Genomic DNA, 15,304 nt, shown 5'->3' on the forward strand with positions numbered 1-15,304 from the left:
TGGACATGTGAAGCATGCCTGAAGATTGCTGGGAGATACCCCCGACCGTGCTCCCGGAGGCCTGCATCAGATCCATGTTCACTAAGCCATTACAATTATGAGGTGCGTACCATGCAAGAAGTTTCAACATCAACTAAGAATGTTTTCAGAGGACCCATAGCCATTTTTGTGTTAGCCGTCGTGCTCCTATGGATGAAAACGTATGCTGCCTATCAGATTGAATTCAATCTTGGGATCGATAACAGCATGCAGAAATTTCTACTATTCTTGAACCCGTTAAGCTCAAGTCTATTATTCTTGGGAATTGCCCTGTTCTTTAAAGGGAAGCTGCAATCGACCCTGTTGATTGTCATCCAGTTCGTTCTATCATTCCTGCTCTATGCCAATGTCGTCTACTATCGTTTCTTCAACGATTTCATCACCGTCCCGGTCTTGATGCAGACAAAGACCAATGCAGGGCAGCTAGGTGACAGTGCCTTCTCCCTGATGACTCCATGGGATATTTTCTATTTCGCTGATACGATCCTTTTGATCGTCCTCTTGGCCTTCAAGGTCTCAAAACCTGCAGCCAAGCGGAAATGGAAATCGGCCGGTCTTGTCATTGCCATGGCAGCCATCGTATTTTCCGTCAATCTCCATCTTGCGGAAAAGGATCGTCCAGAGCTTTTGACCCGTACGTTCGACCGCAACTACTTGGTGAAATATCTGGGATCATACAACTTCACGATCTATGATATCGTCCAGAACGTCCAGACCGCGAGACAGCGCGCCATGGCGGACAGCAGCGACATCACCAGTGTAGAAAACTATATCAAAGCCAATTATGCAGAGCCGAACCCGGCCTATTTCGGCAAGGCGAAAGGCATGAATGTGGTGTACCTTTCCCTGGAATCACTGCAGTCCTTCATCATCGACTATGAGATCGATGGGCAGGAAGTGACACCGTTCCTGAATTCACTGGCTCATGATAATGAAACCTTCTATTTCAAGAATTATTTCCATCAGACCGGACAAGGGAAAACGTCCGATGCAGAGTTCATGATGGACAACTCCCTGTACCCGATGGCACAAGGATCGGTCTATGTGAGCAAGGCGCAGAATACATTCCAATCGGCTCCGGCCATCCTGAAGAAGGATGACTATGTTTCCGCGGTCTTCCACGGTAACTACAAAACATTCTGGAACCGGAATGTAATGTACAAGTCACTCGGCTATGACAAGTTCTTCGATGCCGAATACTACGATATGTCAGAGGATAACATCAAGAACTACGGCATGAAGGATAAACCATTCGTGGAAGAATCCCAGCCGCTCCTTGAAAGCCTCGAGCAGCCGTTCTACAGCAAGTACATCCTTCTGTCCAACCACTTCCCGTTCAAGATGGATGAGGGAGATACCGACTTCCCTGCTGCCGATACGGATGATAAAGTTGTCAATCAATACTTCCAGTCAGCGCACTATATGGATGAAGCACTGAAACAGTTCTTCGACCAGCTGAAGGAATCGGGTCTCTATGACAACACGATCGTCGTTATGTATGGAGATCACTACGGAATCTCCGAGAACCATAACCAAGCCATGAAAGAAATCATCGGGAAAGACATCGATGATTATGAATACGCCCAGCTCCAACGGGTACCATTATTCATTCATGCACCGGGTGTCAAAGGCGGCGCCAAGGATACGTACGGCGGTGCCGTCGACGTCATGCCGACCGTGCTCCATCTTCTCGGTGTCGATACGAAGGACTACCTGCAGATCGGATCTGACCTCCTGAGCAAGAATCACCGTGAAGTCATCCCGTTCCGCAACGGAGATTTCATCACACCCACCATCACATCGGTGAACGGCAAATACTACAGCAATGAAGACGGACAAGAGATCAAAGGTGACGGCTTTGCCGAGCTCAACAAGCAGGCGAAGACCGAGCTTTCCATCTCCGACAGCATCGTTAACAAAGATTTGCTCCGTTTCTACACGCCAGAAGGATTCACGCCGATCGATCGTGACGACTACAACTACATTTACGACAAAGAAGCAGATGTGAATAATCAGTAAACACGAAACAGCCCCCGCCTTGAATTGGCGGGGGCTGTTTGCTAGTTAGGAAGATTGAATGACCGCTTGCCAGCTATTTCAATCAACACGTAATTGACGTAGGTGAGGGCAAAAGGGAAGAAGGCGAGAAGAAAGGCTGTGTCAAGGAACGATTCAATCTGTTTGGAGGAGTCGGAATGGAGTGTAAGCATCACACTTGCCATTACGATCGCATGCAGGGAAAAAGCGATGAAGAGTGTAAACCACTTTCGTCCGTTCCTTACATAAAAAGGGAGCGAGACCGCGCTCGAAAGACAGGTGCTGATCACCGCTAAAAGTATAAAGGTGCTGGTACTAAGCATCATGATTCACTCACTTTTTGAGCTTTTTCAAAAAAGCATTCCATTACCGTCCGAAAGCGCTCCTTCTCCTCGAGGAACGGATAATGATTGCTCTCATCGAATACTACGAGCTCTGCGCCCGGAATGCCGTCCAGTATTTCCTCCGAGTAAAGAAGAGGGCACTGGACATCATGGCGGCCGCAGACAATCAAGGTCGGCGTATCAATGAGGTGCAGCTTCCGGGTCACGTCGAAAAGCTGGATCTCCCGGTTGAAGAAGTCCATGCGCGTGGCACTGATACGCTTCGTGACATGGGGAGGGAAGAGTGATGGAAACCGCTCCGGCTTGTATAAAGAAAACGAAATCCGCTCACGGGTCAGTGCTTTTCTCTCGTCTTCCGGAAGGCTGGATCCTTTCAAGGTGATGTTCAGCTCCTGCATCCGCACGAAGTCTAGGTGGTCTTCATGGTAGATGCACTGAGATGATTCTGACATGAATTCCCTTGCTGCCGAACCGACGATCACAAGGGAATTCAGGCTTTGGGAAAAGTAAATGCCGTACACAGTCCCGATCATCCCGCAGGTGGAATGGCCGGCGAACGTCCATTTCTTGATCTCAAGGGACTCACGCACCGCCTCGAGATCGAATACCGTTTCGAGAAATCCGAGCTGGTACGGTTCATGTGCACGTTCCGAGTGCCCTGCTTCCCGCATATTCACAAGGAACACCTCATGTGTTTCGGTGAAGGCATCAGCAAAATGGTCTCCTGAAGCATTGAATGCCGAGTAGTGATGGGTCACGCATAAAGGATCACCGCTTCCTTTACGAAAGACTTCGAAGCATCCCCGCTTCGTGGTCAGTAGTTCTTGTTTCCATGTCATCCGTTTCACGTCCTTTCCCTTTTATATACGGCAGTGAGGAGGGGATTTCCTGCATAACAAAACACCCGCGAAAGATTCGCGGGTGTTTCTGTGTTCCTATTCCAGATTGGCATGCCTGCCGAACATGGTGTCGGATGTGAGTCCTTTTTTATCCATATAGCGGAGGATGACCGCATCGTAGAACAGGAGGAGCGTCTGTTCGAAGAGGGAGCCCATCGGTTGGATGGTGGCACGCTCTTCTCCTGATTCATGCTTCGGTGAACCGGGAAGCTCCACAACGATATCGGCCAGTTTTCCGATGGTGGAGTCGGGTTTGATCGTGACGGCCGCCACGGTCGCTCCGAGCTCCTTCGCTTTTTCTGCCATGGGTACGAGGCTCTTCGTCTCGCCTGAACCGGTGCTGATGATGAGGAGATCCCCTTCTTCAAGGTTCGGCGTGACCGTTTCCCCGACCACGTATGCATCGAGTCCCATATGCATCATGCGCATCGTGAAAGACTTTGCCATGAGCCCGGAGCGTCCGGCACCTGCCGTGAAGATCTTACCGGCTTCCATGATGCGGTTGGTCAGCTGTTCCGCCGACCGGTCCCCGATCAAGTCCGGTGCCTTTGAAAGCTCCTTCAGGATTTCGTTCATATAGCCTGTCGTCTGCATGGGATTACCCTTGGTTGATTAGCTCGCGGATTTTCGCTGCAGTCGCTGCTTTATCATCTTGGGACGTGATGCCGCCGCCTACGATGATGAGATCAGGATTTTCCTTGATCACTTCTGGTAGGGTTTCAAGCTTGATTCCGCCTGCGATGGCCGTTTTGGCATTTTTCACGACGCTCTTGATGGTATGAAGGTCTTCGAATGAGTTCTTACCTTCAGCCTGAAGGTCATATCCAGTGTGGACACAGATGTAATCTGCTCCGAACTGATCCAATTCCTTCGCGCGTTTTTCTATATCTTTCACTCCGATCATATCGACGAGGAGTTCTTTGCCTTGTTTCTTCGCTTCTTCGACGGCACCTTGGATGGAAGCATCTTCCGCCACACCGAGGATCGTCACGATATCAGCGCCTGCTTCTGAAGCTTTCATCACTTCATAGCCTGCAGCATCCATGATTTTAAGGTCGGCAAGAACAGACAGGGAAGGGAATGCTTCCTTGATTTCCTTGACAGCCTTCAGTCCTTCATTGATCACGACAGGAGTTCCGATTTCCACGATGTCGATGTATTCTTCTACTTCCTTGACGACTTCCTTCGCCTCGGGAATGTTGACTAAGTCCAGTGCAAGTTGTAATTTCATAGATCCTTCACTCCTTGAGAAAATTTGTGCTGCGCGGGTCACCCCTTCAGCCATTTCACTATAACGCATGAGGTGAATCCATGTAAGTACGCACATTTTACTTACATAGTGTCAAAAAGTATACTAAAGGATAGAATCCAATCAGGAGGTGGCCAAATGTCATCACGCTTAGAAGATAAAACATTCCAATGTGAAAAAGAACTGACCCTCTCCGTCATCGGCGGTAAATGGAAGATGCTCATCCTGTGGCATCTTGGAAAAGAAGGGACCAAACGATTCGGCGAGCTCAAAGCCCTCATGCCTGGAATCACCCAGCGCATGCTCGTCAACCAGCTCAGGGAGCTTGAAGAAGACCAGATCGTCCACCGTGAGGTCTATCCCGTCGTCCCTCCCAAAGTAGAGTATTCCCTCACATCACAAGGTCAAACACTCATGCCCATACTCGAATCCATGTACGAATGGGGTAAAACGTATATGGCGACGTTGAAGGAACCAAGCAAAATAGAAGCATAAATCACGAATCGATCATGACTGAATCCGCATGAGGACTAGGCTCAAACGGATTCAGTCTTTTTGTGGAGATGGTGAGTTGAATCCGCTATCATTCACTTGGGAAATCATTTAAATCCAACCAGGAACTACCGTTGAAGCAGCCCATTCTCCACACAATTGTCATATTGTTTTACGGAGGAAGGATGGTTCTCCTGTATAATTCTAGTAACCATCACGTTATCGTTTGGTCTTTGGAGGACCATATAGCTTGAACTATTCTTTTGGAGGTGGAAGTCTTCCTTCGGGTAAGACGATGTATTGACAGCCATAAACTTAACGATTTTTGCCATTTTGATCGCCCTCACAGCCTTTTTTGTCGCAACGGAATTTGCCATGGTGAAGGTGCGGTCCACCAAGATTGATCAACTCGTATTTGAAGGGAAAAGGGGAGCGGCCTCGGCCAAGAAGGTCGTCAGTCATCTGGATGAGTATCTGTCAGCCTGTCAGCTGGGCATCACGGTGACCGCCCTCGGAATCGGGTGGGTGGGGGAGTCCACCTTCGCCGTCATCCTCGAGCCGATCTTCGAATTCCTGAATATCGGCGAGTCCCTTTCAAGCGTCCTTATCATTGCCATCGCCTTCATGATCGCGACCTTCATGCACGTCGTCATCGGGGAGCTTGCTCCGAAAACGCTGGCGATCCAGAAGGCGGAGACGATCACGCTTCTGACAGCCGGTCCCATCATCCTGTTCTACCGGATCCTTTTCCCGTTCATCTGGTTCCTCAACGGATCCGCACGTCTCCTCGTCCGGGCATTCGGCATGAAGCCAGCCTCCGAGCACGATGCGGCCCACTCCGAGGAAGAGCTCAGGATCCTCATGTCTGAAAGCTATGAGAGCGGGGAGATCAATCAGAACGAACTGACCTACATGAATAATATCTTCACCTTCGACGAACGACTGGCGAAGGAAATCATGGTCCCGAGAACAGAGATGGTGACCGTTTCCGTCGACCAGGGATTCGATGAAATCATGGATCTCATCAAGTCGGAGAGGTTCACACGATATCCGGTGATCGATGGGGATAAAGACCACGTCGTCGGATTCATCAACGTCAAGGAGCTCCTCACTGAACGGTTGCGGCAGGGCAAGAGGACGGGGGACGACTTCTCCCTCAAAGACCATATCACCCCCATCATCCGAGTGGTGGAAACGGCCCCGATCCATGATGTGCTCCTCAAGATGCAGAAGCTCCGCACCCACATCGCCATCCTGGTCGATGAGTATGGCGGCACCTCGGGCATCGTGAGCTTCGAAGATATCCTCGAAGAAATCGTAGGAGAGATCCGCGATGAGTTCGACCAGGATGAAGTGGCGCCGGTAAGGAAGCTCAAAGACCACCATTTCATCATCGATGCGAAGCTTTTAATTGAAGAAGCCAATGAAGTGCTCGGAATCGAAATGGAAAATGACGACGTTGATACGATCGGAGGCTGGTTCCTCTCGAACACCATCGAAAGCGAAGCAGAGCTCGAGTCTCACGGGTATGTCTTCAAAGTGCACAAAAAAGATGGGTATCACATTCAGTACCTGGAAGTGAAAAAGCCAGAGTCCCTCGTTTCATGATGGGAACCTTGCAAGGCCACCGGAGAGAATTCTCCCCGGTGGCCTTTTTATGGTGATATATAGAAAAAGAGTGAGGGTGCAACAAATGAAAAAGGGGAATTGGTGGAGTTTCATCCTGCTGGTGACGGCGACGTATATCGGAATCACAGCCCAAGACCTTGCCTTTGGGCTTCACACTGCTTCCGGATTGTTCGACCCTATTCACTATTTGATGATTCTGACGATCCTCAGCATCGGGCTCTTGGTGTTCTCCGTGATCAGATTGGACGTAGGTGGAAAGGGAGAGTGGAAGAAAAAAGGTCCTCGACTCGATCTGGATGACGGTTGCAATCATCATCGGAGGAGCCGTTTCAGGTTGGTCGGGTTTTGTCTTACTCAAATGGATAGGCTAATGGGAAACAGATTGCTTTCTTTCTCCATCCCGATTTGGAATAATGATGTATAGATCATCATAAGGAGGAATTGTTTCATGAGTCAATCTGTGAATCCGTTATTTCAACCTTTTCAATATGGAACCCTATCCCTGCCGAACCGTACGGTGATGGCACCGATGACGCGCGGGTTTTCACCTGGGGGCGTACCGGGTCAGCCCGTCGTTGATTATTATCGCCGACGCGCAGAAAATGAAGTAGGGCTGATTGTCACGGAGGGCACCGGCATCAACCATCCGGCATCCGTATCAGGTGACAGCATCCCCTTATTCCACGGGGAAAAGGCCCTTGAAGGCTGGGCAGAAGTGGTCGAGGCCGTCCACGAAGCAGGAGGGAAGATCGTTCCCCAGCTCTGGCATGTGGGGATGACCCGCAAGAAAGGCGAGCTTCCGAATGCCGAAGCATTGCCCGTCGGACCGTCAGGCTTGACCCTTACGGGGGAACAGGTGACTGAGCCGCCGACGACGGAAGAAGTGGAGCAGCTCGTCGCAGCCTATGCCCAGGCCGCTGCCGATGCAAAACGAATCGGATTCGACGGCATCGAGCTTCACGGTGCCCACGGATATCTCATTGATCAATTCTTTTGGGAGAAAACGAATAAGCGGACCGACCGATATGGTGGCGATCTTGTAGGGCGCACGCAATTTGCCATCGAAGTCATCGAGGCATGCAGGCGCGAAGTAGGACCTGACTTCCCGATCATCTTCCGTTTCTCGCAATGGAAGATGACCGACTATGGTGCGAAGCTCGCTAAGACACCGGAGGAGCTTGAGCAGTTCCTGCACCCGCTCGTGAAAGCAGGGGTGGATATTTTCCATTGCTCGACGCGCCGTTTCTGGGAACCTGAATTTGAGGGATCACCCCTGAATCTCGCGGGCTGGACGAAGAAGCTCACCGGAAAACCCGTCATCTCCGTCGGATCCGTCGGCCTGAACGGTGAATTCACCAGCTTCTCAGAAGCCGAAGCCACCGATATCCATGAGCTGACCGAACGCCTCGGAGACGACGAATTCGACCTCATCGCCATCGGTCGCGCCGTCCTTCAAGACCCTGAATGGGTCAAGAAAATCAAAGAAGGACGTAACGACGAAATCCACCCGTTCAGCAAAGAATCGCTGCAAACACTATATTGAATGCAAAATGACGCATGGGGACGGTTCCCATGCGTCATTTTTTTGGCGCACCGGGACCGCCCCATACACCATAAAAGAAGCACGGGCCATGGCCCGTGCTTCTTGTTGGATTACACGTCTTTCTTCTTCGAAAACATCTCATACAATTTGCTCAAACTTTTGGGATCCAGATCGATATCGTTTTCGTACGCATATTTGATGGCGTAGCCGAGGGCGAGGGTCATTCCGCCTGCGATGCTGGCTCCTGCAGCCATTCCTGCTCCCGGGACGAGTTTGACGATCTGCCTGAACAGGGTTTTCCCGACGTTGCCGGTGAGGGTGGCGATGGTGAGCTCCTTCGCCTTGTTCTTTGTCAGGGGCTTGTCGTAAAGGGTGGCGAGCTTGACCATCATGCCGACCTGGATGGCGGTGAGGGGCACCATGTCGGAGCCCGGGATCGGAGAAGCACCGATGGCCGTGGAGGATCCCGCTGCTGCGATGATCCATTTATTCGCCGTCGATGATTTTTCCTTCAGGTGTTTAGCGAAAAGGATATCTTTTTTTTTCTCCTTGAGGATATCTAGGATCGCACCACGAAGCATCTCCATATTCTCGCCTGTCTTGGAAGAGATCGGGGTCACTTTGTAGCGGTAATTCGTATGATCCTGGATGTACTTCACCAGACCTGGAATATCTTCTGCCGCATCGATCTTGTTCAACACGAAGATGATGTTCCGGTTGATCTTGCGGACCTCTTCGAATGTCTTCCGCTCTCCTTCAGAGAACACGGTTCCAGCCGCATTGAGGAAGAAGAGGATCACATCGGCTTCCTTATAGAACTTCATCGTTTCGGCGGAATTCTGCTGATTGATGTCATCAAGTCCGGGTGTATCGGCAAAAATGATCTTATCGGTATAGGCGTACTTCTCGATGAGGGAGGTCTCCCCGGGCTGAGCGCCGACCTTCGCGACTTCATCGCCCATGAGCATATTGATCGTTGATGATTTACCAGCGTTCACATCCCCGATCATGGCGAAGACGATCTCCTTCTCGAGCTGAGCGTTGATTTCATTCACTTCTTGGTCGTAGGCCTGTTCGAATTCTTTATCATGAAAAGAAAACACGTTCATCACTCCTTATCCTAATAGTAGCAGAATGTGGAGAAAGCCGGAAGCGCGGACCTCCGCCTCCGTAGTATAATGATGGAAAAAAGGAAGAAGGCGGCCCGTCATGAAAATCATCCCTTATCAACCTGGATTCGGTCCGGAAACCGTGAAGATGTGGAGGGAGAGCAAGGAAGCAGCCATCGGCCAAAAGGAAATCCATTCCTTCGAGGACCATCTCTATTTCCTGAATGAAATCCTGCCCGCAACCCATGATGTAGAAATCGCCATTTCAAACGAATCGGTGATCGGGATCATCGCCTACAACAGGACTGAGATCAGTCAGCTTTATATCCATAATGACCATCACGGGAAGGGCGTCGGGACGGCACTTCTGACACGTGCCAAGGAAGCCTCATCCGGCATCGTGACCCTTTATACCTTCGAAGTGAATGAGGGAGCCAGGCGATTTTATGAAAAGCACGGCTTCCGCATCATCGGCCGGGGACATGAGAATGAGGAGCAGCTGCCTGACCTTCTTTACGAATGGCGACGCTGATCCCTTATCGTATCTTCACAAGGATTGATTCCTTGCGTACCAGATCGACGAGGGCAGGGTAGCGATCGAGATAGGCATAGCTCTGGGGAGCGTGGAATCCGAAGTGCTCCTTCAGATAAGCAAACGGGATCGGGTCCTCCAGACGCCATAGCTCGAGGATGGGGAAAGCGAACCGGTACTTGGTGCCACCCTCGTTGAAGCTGGCATCACCATCCCCTCGAACCTCCACTTGCTCCGGGAATTCAACGGGATTAGCGGTCCTGGCTATGTAGGTGAGGGCAGATGACGGGGCCGATTCATAGATCCACAGGAAATCCGTCGGCCGTTTCGGTTTCACGCTCCGGAATTCATGCACCTTCTTGCCTTCGGATATCAGGGTGCAGTACTGGGGGTGTATGCTGATGAACATACCTTGCTCCATTGGGATGCCTCCTTTTTTATTAGCTGTATGCCTTGATTATAACAGGAAGAAATCCCTGCATTTTCACCAAATTTTCATTTCTCTTTGCTACATTGGACAAAAAAGGACGAAGGGGTGGCAGATATGCATATTTTACTGGCAGAAGACGATGAAACACTCGGTGAGCTGATTGTCCATTTATTGAAGAAAAAAGGGGTGGAGCGCATTGATTGGGTGGTCAGCGGGGAAGAGGCCCATGACTATGCCCTAGCGTCCTATTATGATGTGATCATCATGGACTGGATGATGCCTGGCGGGGACGGAGTCGAAATCTGCCGGCGCCTCAGGTCCGGTGGTTATGGAGGTGCGATCCTCATGCTCACGGCCCGTGACGGCGTGGAGGATTGTGTGGAAGGATTCGAGGCGGGGGCCGATGATTATCTGGTGAAACCCTTTGAGATTGCAGAGCTTCATGCCAGGCTCAAAGCCCTGTCCAGACGGAATCTTGCCCCTTTGCAATCAGAAACCATCGGCATCAGGGGATTCACATTGAACCGGACGAGCCACAGCCTTATGCGGGACGGGGAGGAAATCTACCTTACCCCCCGGGAATTCCAGCTCCTCGACATACTGGTCCGCAATCAGAATCAGGCGCTCTCGCGGGACCTGCTCCTCGACCGGATATGGGGGATCGATGCCGACGTTTCACACAAGACCGTGGATGCCACTGTCAAATTACTAAGGAAGAAAATCGGCGAAGGCCTGATTGAAACCGTCAGGGGAGTGGGGTACCGGATTGAAACGTAAATCGATTTTTTCTCGAAGGCAGCCAAGGGACCTGTTCACGAGAACCCGCATGCAGCTCACGCTTTTTAACAGTGTCATCATCACCGCCTTTCTAGTGGTGTTCATCCTGTTGGCTCTGTTCATCGTCTATAAGACTGTGCTGTACGACCAGGAACAGGAACTCAAGGGCCTGGCGGAACATGAGGTCAAGGAACTGCAGGAACTCGGTGCCCACAGGCGTGGAGAACCGAGGGGGGAGGAGCGACCGGCCGTCCTTAGCGAAAATCAGGTGTTCTATTATATCCTCGACAAAGATGGGGAGCCCTTGCAAACGAACGAAATCTATCCGGATCTGAGGGATACCTTCCTAGATAAGCTATCCGACTGGAAACCGGAAGAACGCCAGATCCGCCAAGACTCCATCGACGTGACGGAGAATGAAGGGTATGAGGATTTCGATCTCAGGATCCTTATGCAGTCCCAGCCCATCACATCACAGGGAGAGTTGGTGGGAAGGATGTATATCGGTCTCGATATCTCTTCCTTTTACCGATTGTTCAAATGGATCCTGGTCGTCTTCGGGGCCCTTGCCGTTCTATTCGTCACACTGGGGGTCTGGCTCAGTTCCCTCATGTCTAAGCGCGCCCTCGTCCCGATCCAGCAGTCCTACCGGCGACAGCAGGAATTTGTAGCGGATGCGTCCCACGAACTCCGGACACCCTTGAGCGTCATCCTGTCCTCTGTGGAAGCACTCGAGATGGGGGACGAAGAATCTGATCCGTTTACAAGGAAAATGGTGAAAGGATTGAAAGCCGAGGTGAAAAGGATGAACCGCCTCATCGGCGACCTTCTCACCCTTGCACGCTCAGATGATGAAGGAAAAGCCCGACTGGTCTTGAAGAAGGAAGAGTTCGACTTCGCACCTGATGCGGAGAAGATCCTTCAAACCTTTGACCGTCTGGCCCGGGACAAATCAATCACGCTCAGCCTTGAATCGTCAGGAGAACTCTTTATCCATGGTGACCGCGACAAGCTGATCCAGCTTTTGTATATCCTCTTGGACAACAGCATCAAATATACCCCGGATGGCGGCCGCGTGACTCTCGCCTGCAGGATCGACCAAAACCTCTCGGGGAGAACGCTCATCCTCTCCGTACAAGATACGGGAATCGGCATCGGGAAAGAGGAGCAGCTTCGCATCTTTGACCGGTTTTATCGTGTGGATAAAGCAAGGACACGGAAGGAAGGTGGTCACGGCCTCGGGTTGTCCATTGCCAAATGGATTGTCGAGGGACATGAAGGTGTGATTTCCGTCCAAAGTGAAAGTGGTGGAGGTTCGGAATTCCGCGTGGTGATTCCACTTCCACCAGAACGTCCAATGTGATTTTTTACTAAAAGCTCCTATTGATGAGGGGCTTTTTGTTTTTTCCTCCTAAAGTCGTAGAGATTCTTCCACCCCCTTGCCGAAGCAGGTCCCGTGAGAGAACGATATGCTGAGAGTAGTAGAGGAGTGGAGACAGATGAAGTTGTTTCATTATCACTGGTGGACGGACAAAGTAGAAGAAATGGAGGCATGGTACCGAGGAATCGGGTTTGAGACGCGGCAACGAATCGGAAGGGCAAATGGGGAGATGCGGGAATTCAACCCTCCCCTCGAATGGGATGAGTTCAGGCAAGAAAATGTCCAATTCCGCATCATCGAAATGTTACAGGGCCAGGTGAACATCACGTTCGGTCAGGGAAAGCGGGACCGGTTCGATCATATAGGATTCCTGGTGGACGATTTGGAGCATGACGAAGTGCTGAAAAATGCTGCTCTTCTCGGATGGAGGATAGACGAAGGGGAACGAAGGACATTCATTTCCACCCCATGGAGATTCAGGGTGGAGCTTCAGCGGCGAAAAGAAGCCGTACGGTCGGAAGCATTCCCTTCCCTCACAAGGCTTGAGCTGAACATCGACCGTCCAGGCAGGCTTTCTGCGTTGGCAGAGCTTCTTGGAGCGGAAGCAGAGGACAAGGGGGGAATCTGCCTGATCCGTAAAGGGGAGTGGGAGGTCAAACTATCACGCGGACCGGAATGCGGCCTTCAATCAGTGAAGGTTCGACAGCCTGCCTCATTCACGGGGACCGATCCCGTCGGCGTCTTGATCACTTCAACAATCTGAACCGGCTTTTCACTCAATTTTCACCATTCCGTCGTACAGTATCCTTAATCAATGATAAAGGAGAATGAAGGATGACGAAAAAGGTGAAATGGACAGTGATTTCAACGGTGACCTTGTCGCTTGTGACGTTTGGCGGTCTTGTCGCGGATCACACACAGGAGTTGAATGGTGCATCGGCAGAAGGGTCATTTGATGACGGTGGAAGAAGCGGGGATCAGTCGATGATCCATGAAAGGGAAGATGGGGGAGAGTTCAACTTTGACCATGATGAGGATGAGGGTGATGCATACTTCCAGGCTCCGTCCGAAGGATTCAGTCAGGATCATGGCAGCTCGGGGGTGTCGAAGCGATGACCCATACATTTACAGCCATGAACGCAACCATCATGTCACACGGCCTCTCCTTTGAGCAGGAAAGAAAGCTGAAGGCCATGTTCAGGGGATTCGAAGAGAGGGCGAGCCGTTTCATCCCCGGGAATCCTGTGGATGAGCTCAATCAAGTACCAGCGGACGTTCCGGTATTTCTCGACGCTACGATAGCGGACCTTCTAGCGAAATCCCTCATCCTTACAAGAAAGGTCGGGTACAGGGTGAATCCGTTCATGGGACGATCCATGAAGGCAATCGGCTACACATCATCGTTTCATGAGTCTTACGTGCCTGAAATGTCTGGTGAACCAATTAGGGGCTTCACCTATGAGCCGATGGAGTGGCTTACGAAGGAATGGATCATGAAGCTGGAAGACTTTCACTTCGACTTTGGCGGATTCGGGAAAGGGTATATCGCAGACCGTGCACGGGAGATGCTCACTCGTGAAGGTGTCACGGACGCTTTGGTCAATGCGGGGGGCGATCTGGTGGCCATCGGTCGTCAGCGAGTCGGTATCGGGCACCCGAAGCTTCCGGGAAAAGATATGATCAAGCTTTTAATCGAGGACCTGGCGATGGCAACGTCAGGCATCCATCATCGACGCTGGAGCCATGAGGGAAAGGACTTTCATCACATCCTGAACGGGCGGACAGGCGAAGTAGCCACGAGTGACGTCGTGCAATCCACCGTGATCGCATCTTCTGCCATGGAGGCGGAGGTGGTCGCCAAGCTGTTCTGCATCCTTCCTTATGAAGAGGCGAAACGGGAGGCATCCAAATTCCCCGATGCGGCCTACTTTGTCTATCTGGATGATGGCCGCGTGGCAGCCGGGGGAAATAAAGGCCTTTACAGCGCCATGGAGGTGGCGGGATGAATTGGATCTGGTTTGGCATCAGGATCCTTGGACTCACTTCTTATCTTCTCCTGACCTTGTCGGTACTTGGCGGGATCCTGAGGGGGATACCGAAGAAGAAATTCTTCCTGCTCCAGTTCCATCAGCAAATCGGACAGATCGCCCTCCTTCTCGGTGGACTACACGGATTCCTCCTGCTGTTCGATTCCTATGAACCGTATAGCCTGGTCGGGCTCCTTGTTCCGTTTTCCTCCACCTATGAGCCGGTGTTGAGCGGGTTCGGGACGATTGGTCTCTATCTGCTGCTTATCGTCATCGTGACGTCCGATTTCATGAAAACGATCGGACGTGCAGTCTGGAAGAAAGCTCACTACCTTGCCTTCCCATCCTGGCTGTTGATCTGGGCACACGGATTGTTCATGGGCACAGAAGGAAGGGAAGAATGGGCACTGGTCATGTACGGTTCCACGTTCCTCCTTGTCCTGTTTGCCACGATTTACATGACGGCAGGGCGAAGGAAGCAGAAAAAGCCTGTGGATGCTCGCTCCGCCCACTGATCAAGAGGCTGGGACAAGAGTGTTTTAGGCATAGTAACACTCGAACGATCTTGCCTGAGATCGTTCGGGTTTTTGATTTGTTTCATGACCATTACGATTTACTTGATCCTAGCGATTGATTGGAGTGCAAGACGAAGACTCCTGCGGGAAGTGTAGCTGATGTGAGACCCCGCAGGCTTGGCGAGGAGGCTCACGGGCTACCCGCGGAAAGCGAAGTCTTGCACGGAAAGCATGAGCGGTATAAAGAAGCCATACTGATATTGTTCGTCATGACCTTTTTGTTTTGTCCCAATCTCTTCTC

The 15,304-nt window shown here is 51.2% G+C and carries 18 protein-coding genes; 12 read left to right on the forward strand and 6 right to left on the reverse strand.

The annotated features are described in order from the left end of the window. Positions 1–111: 111 nt before the first annotated feature. The gene (gene ltaS / locus K6T23_RS05960; RefSeq protein ID WP_238283903.1) at positions 112–2,058 is read left to right on the forward strand and encodes a lipoteichoic acid synthase; all 1,947 of its coding nucleotides are present in this window, start codon (positions 112–114) and stop codon (positions 2,056–2,058) included. A 41-nt stretch (positions 2,059–2,099) separates the two neighbouring features. Here ltaS and K6T23_RS05965 read toward each other — a convergent pair whose 3' ends face one another. From K6T23_RS05965 to hxlA, 4 genes are all read right to left on the reverse strand, one after another. After that, complete coding sequence (locus K6T23_RS05965; RefSeq protein WP_238283904.1) at positions 2,100–2,402, reverse strand: hypothetical protein; 303 nt, start codon at positions 2,400–2,402, stop codon at positions 2,100–2,102. Beyond that, on the reverse strand, positions 2,399–3,259 hold the full coding sequence (locus K6T23_RS05970; protein ID WP_238283905.1) for an alpha/beta fold hydrolase: 861 nt from the start codon (positions 3,257–3,259) through the stop codon (positions 2,399–2,401). The genes K6T23_RS05965 and K6T23_RS05970 overlap by 4 nt, the downstream gene beginning before the upstream one ends. Positions 3,260–3,355: 96 nt before the next feature. Then, positions 3,356–3,913, reverse strand: a complete 558-nt coding sequence (gene hxlB / locus K6T23_RS05975) for a 6-phospho-3-hexuloisomerase (RefSeq protein WP_048005198.1) — start codon at positions 3,911–3,913, stop codon at positions 3,356–3,358. A 4-nt stretch (positions 3,914–3,917) separates the two neighbouring features. Then, on the reverse strand, positions 3,918–4,550 hold the full coding sequence (hxlA, locus tag K6T23_RS05980; protein WP_048013614.1) for a 3-hexulose-6-phosphate synthase: 633 nt from the start codon (positions 4,548–4,550) through the stop codon (positions 3,918–3,920). Between the two features lie 156 nt (positions 4,551–4,706). On the opposite strand from hxlA, the gene K6T23_RS05985 reads away from it, so the two are divergent. The 4 genes from K6T23_RS05985 to K6T23_RS06000 all read left to right on the forward strand — a co-directional run bounded on the left by K6T23_RS05985 (position 4,707) and on the right by K6T23_RS06000 (position 8,232). Then, a complete protein-coding gene (locus tag K6T23_RS05985) occupies positions 4,707–5,063 on the forward strand; it encodes a winged helix-turn-helix transcriptional regulator (RefSeq protein ID WP_238283906.1) in 357 nt (118 codons plus the stop codon). Positions 5,064–5,360: 297 nt separating this feature from the next. Then, a complete protein-coding gene (locus K6T23_RS05990) occupies positions 5,361–6,668 on the forward strand; it encodes a hemolysin family protein (RefSeq protein ID WP_238283907.1) in 1,308 nt (435 codons plus the stop codon). 85 nt (positions 6,669–6,753) lie between these two features. Next, positions 6,754–7,113 (forward strand): hypothetical protein, encoded by a 360-nt coding sequence (locus K6T23_RS05995; protein WP_238283908.1) that lies wholly within the window; start codon positions 6,754–6,756, stop codon positions 7,111–7,113. Between the two features lie 24 nt (positions 7,114–7,137). Then, positions 7,138–8,232, forward strand: a complete 1,095-nt coding sequence (locus K6T23_RS06000; protein WP_056534212.1) for an NADH:flavin oxidoreductase — start codon at positions 7,138–7,140, stop codon at positions 8,230–8,232. 110 nt (positions 8,233–8,342) lie between these two features. On the opposite strand, the gene K6T23_RS06005 is transcribed toward K6T23_RS06000, so the two are convergent. Beyond that, on the reverse strand, positions 8,343–9,341 hold the full coding sequence (locus K6T23_RS06005) for a GTPase (RefSeq protein ID WP_056534214.1): 999 nt from the start codon (positions 9,339–9,341) through the stop codon (positions 8,343–8,345). Positions 9,342–9,441: 100 nt separating this feature from the next. Here K6T23_RS06005 and K6T23_RS06010 point away from each other — a divergent pair, with 100 nt between their 5' ends. Then, positions 9,442–9,873, forward strand: a complete 432-nt coding sequence (locus tag K6T23_RS06010) for a GNAT family N-acetyltransferase (protein WP_238283909.1) — start codon at positions 9,442–9,444, stop codon at positions 9,871–9,873. Between the two features lie 4 nt (positions 9,874–9,877). Here the strand turns inward: K6T23_RS06010 and K6T23_RS06015 are convergent, their stop codons facing one another. After that, entirely contained in the window at positions 9,878–10,294 is a 417-nt protein-coding gene (locus K6T23_RS06015; RefSeq protein WP_238283910.1) for an ASCH domain-containing protein, read from the reverse strand. Positions 10,295–10,417: 123 nt separating this feature from the next. Between K6T23_RS06015 and K6T23_RS06020 the strand changes: the two genes are divergently transcribed. The 6 genes from K6T23_RS06020 to K6T23_RS06045 all read left to right on the forward strand — a co-directional run bounded on the left by K6T23_RS06020 (position 10,418) and on the right by K6T23_RS06045 (position 15,003). Beyond that, positions 10,418–11,080 carry a response regulator transcription factor gene (locus K6T23_RS06020; protein ID WP_056534220.1) on the forward strand — a complete coding sequence of 221 codons (663 nt, stop codon included), beginning with the start codon at positions 10,418–10,420 and terminating at the stop codon, positions 11,078–11,080. A gap of 49 nt (positions 11,081–11,129) precedes the next feature. Continuing rightward, the gene (locus K6T23_RS06025; protein WP_238283911.1) at positions 11,130–12,443 is read left to right on the forward strand and encodes a sensor histidine kinase; all 1,314 of its coding nucleotides are present in this window, start codon (positions 11,130–11,132) and stop codon (positions 12,441–12,443) included. A 136-nt stretch (positions 12,444–12,579) separates the two neighbouring features. Further along, entirely contained in the window at positions 12,580–13,224 is a 645-nt protein-coding gene (locus K6T23_RS06030) for a hypothetical protein (RefSeq protein ID WP_056534224.1), read from the forward strand. A 71-nt stretch (positions 13,225–13,295) separates the two neighbouring features. Beyond that, positions 13,296–13,577, forward strand: coding sequence for a hypothetical protein (locus K6T23_RS06035; protein ID WP_238283912.1), 282 nt, complete (start codon positions 13,296–13,298; stop codon positions 13,575–13,577). Further along, positions 13,574–14,467, forward strand: coding sequence for an FAD:protein FMN transferase (locus K6T23_RS06040; RefSeq protein ID WP_238283913.1), 894 nt, complete (start codon positions 13,574–13,576; stop codon positions 14,465–14,467). Before K6T23_RS06035 ends, K6T23_RS06040 begins: the two co-directional genes overlap by 4 nt. Continuing rightward, the gene (locus tag K6T23_RS06045; protein WP_238283914.1) at positions 14,464–15,003 is read left to right on the forward strand and encodes a ferric reductase-like transmembrane domain-containing protein; all 540 of its coding nucleotides are present in this window, start codon (positions 14,464–14,466) and stop codon (positions 15,001–15,003) included. The genes K6T23_RS06040 and K6T23_RS06045 overlap by 4 nt, the downstream gene beginning before the upstream one ends. Positions 15,004–15,304 lie beyond the last annotated feature (301 nt).

Origin of the sequence: Rossellomorea marisflavi, from assembly GCF_022170785.1 — a bacterium.
Taxonomy (GTDB): domain Bacteria; phylum Bacillota; class Bacilli; order Bacillales; family Bacillaceae_B; genus Rossellomorea; species Rossellomorea marisflavi_B.

Coding starts and splice junctions, on each gene's coding strand:
- ltaS (WP_238283903.1), top strand. CDS start 112: ATGCAAGAAGTTTCAACATCAACTAAGAATGTTTTCAGAGGACCCATA.
- K6T23_RS05965 (WP_238283904.1), bottom strand. CDS start 2,402: ATGATGCTTAGTACCAGCACCTTTATACTTTTAGCGGTGATCAGCACC.
- K6T23_RS05970 (WP_238283905.1), bottom strand. CDS start 3,259: ATGACATGGAAACAAGAACTACTGACCACGAAGCGGGGATGCTTCGAA.
- hxlB (WP_048005198.1), bottom strand. CDS start 3,913: ATGCAGACGACAGGCTATATGAACGAAATCCTGAAGGAGCTTTCAAAG.
- hxlA (WP_048013614.1), bottom strand. CDS start 4,550: ATGAAATTACAACTTGCACTGGACTTAGTCAACATTCCCGAGGCGAAG.
- K6T23_RS05985 (WP_238283906.1), top strand. CDS start 4,707: ATGTCATCACGCTTAGAAGATAAAACATTCCAATGTGAAAAAGAACTG.
- K6T23_RS05995 (WP_238283908.1), top strand. CDS start 6,754: ATGAAAAAGGGGAATTGGTGGAGTTTCATCCTGCTGGTGACGGCGACG.
- K6T23_RS06000 (WP_056534212.1), top strand. CDS start 7,138: ATGAGTCAATCTGTGAATCCGTTATTTCAACCTTTTCAATATGGAACC.
- K6T23_RS06005 (WP_056534214.1), bottom strand. CDS start 9,341: ATGAACGTGTTTTCTTTTCATGATAAAGAATTCGAACAGGCCTACGAC.
- K6T23_RS06010 (WP_238283909.1), top strand. CDS start 9,442: ATGAAAATCATCCCTTATCAACCTGGATTCGGTCCGGAAACCGTGAAG.
- K6T23_RS06015 (WP_238283910.1), bottom strand. CDS start 10,294: ATGGAGCAAGGTATGTTCATCAGCATACACCCCCAGTACTGCACCCTG.
- K6T23_RS06020 (WP_056534220.1), top strand. CDS start 10,418: ATGCATATTTTACTGGCAGAAGACGATGAAACACTCGGTGAGCTGATT.
- K6T23_RS06025 (WP_238283911.1), top strand. CDS start 11,130: ATGCAGCTCACGCTTTTTAACAGTGTCATCATCACCGCCTTTCTAGTG.
- K6T23_RS06030 (WP_056534224.1), top strand. CDS start 12,580: ATGAAGTTGTTTCATTATCACTGGTGGACGGACAAAGTAGAAGAAATG.
- K6T23_RS06035 (WP_238283912.1), top strand. CDS start 13,296: ATGACGAAAAAGGTGAAATGGACAGTGATTTCAACGGTGACCTTGTCG.
- K6T23_RS06040 (WP_238283913.1), top strand. CDS start 13,574: ATGACCCATACATTTACAGCCATGAACGCAACCATCATGTCACACGGC.
- K6T23_RS06045 (WP_238283914.1), top strand. CDS start 14,464: ATGAATTGGATCTGGTTTGGCATCAGGATCCTTGGACTCACTTCTTAT.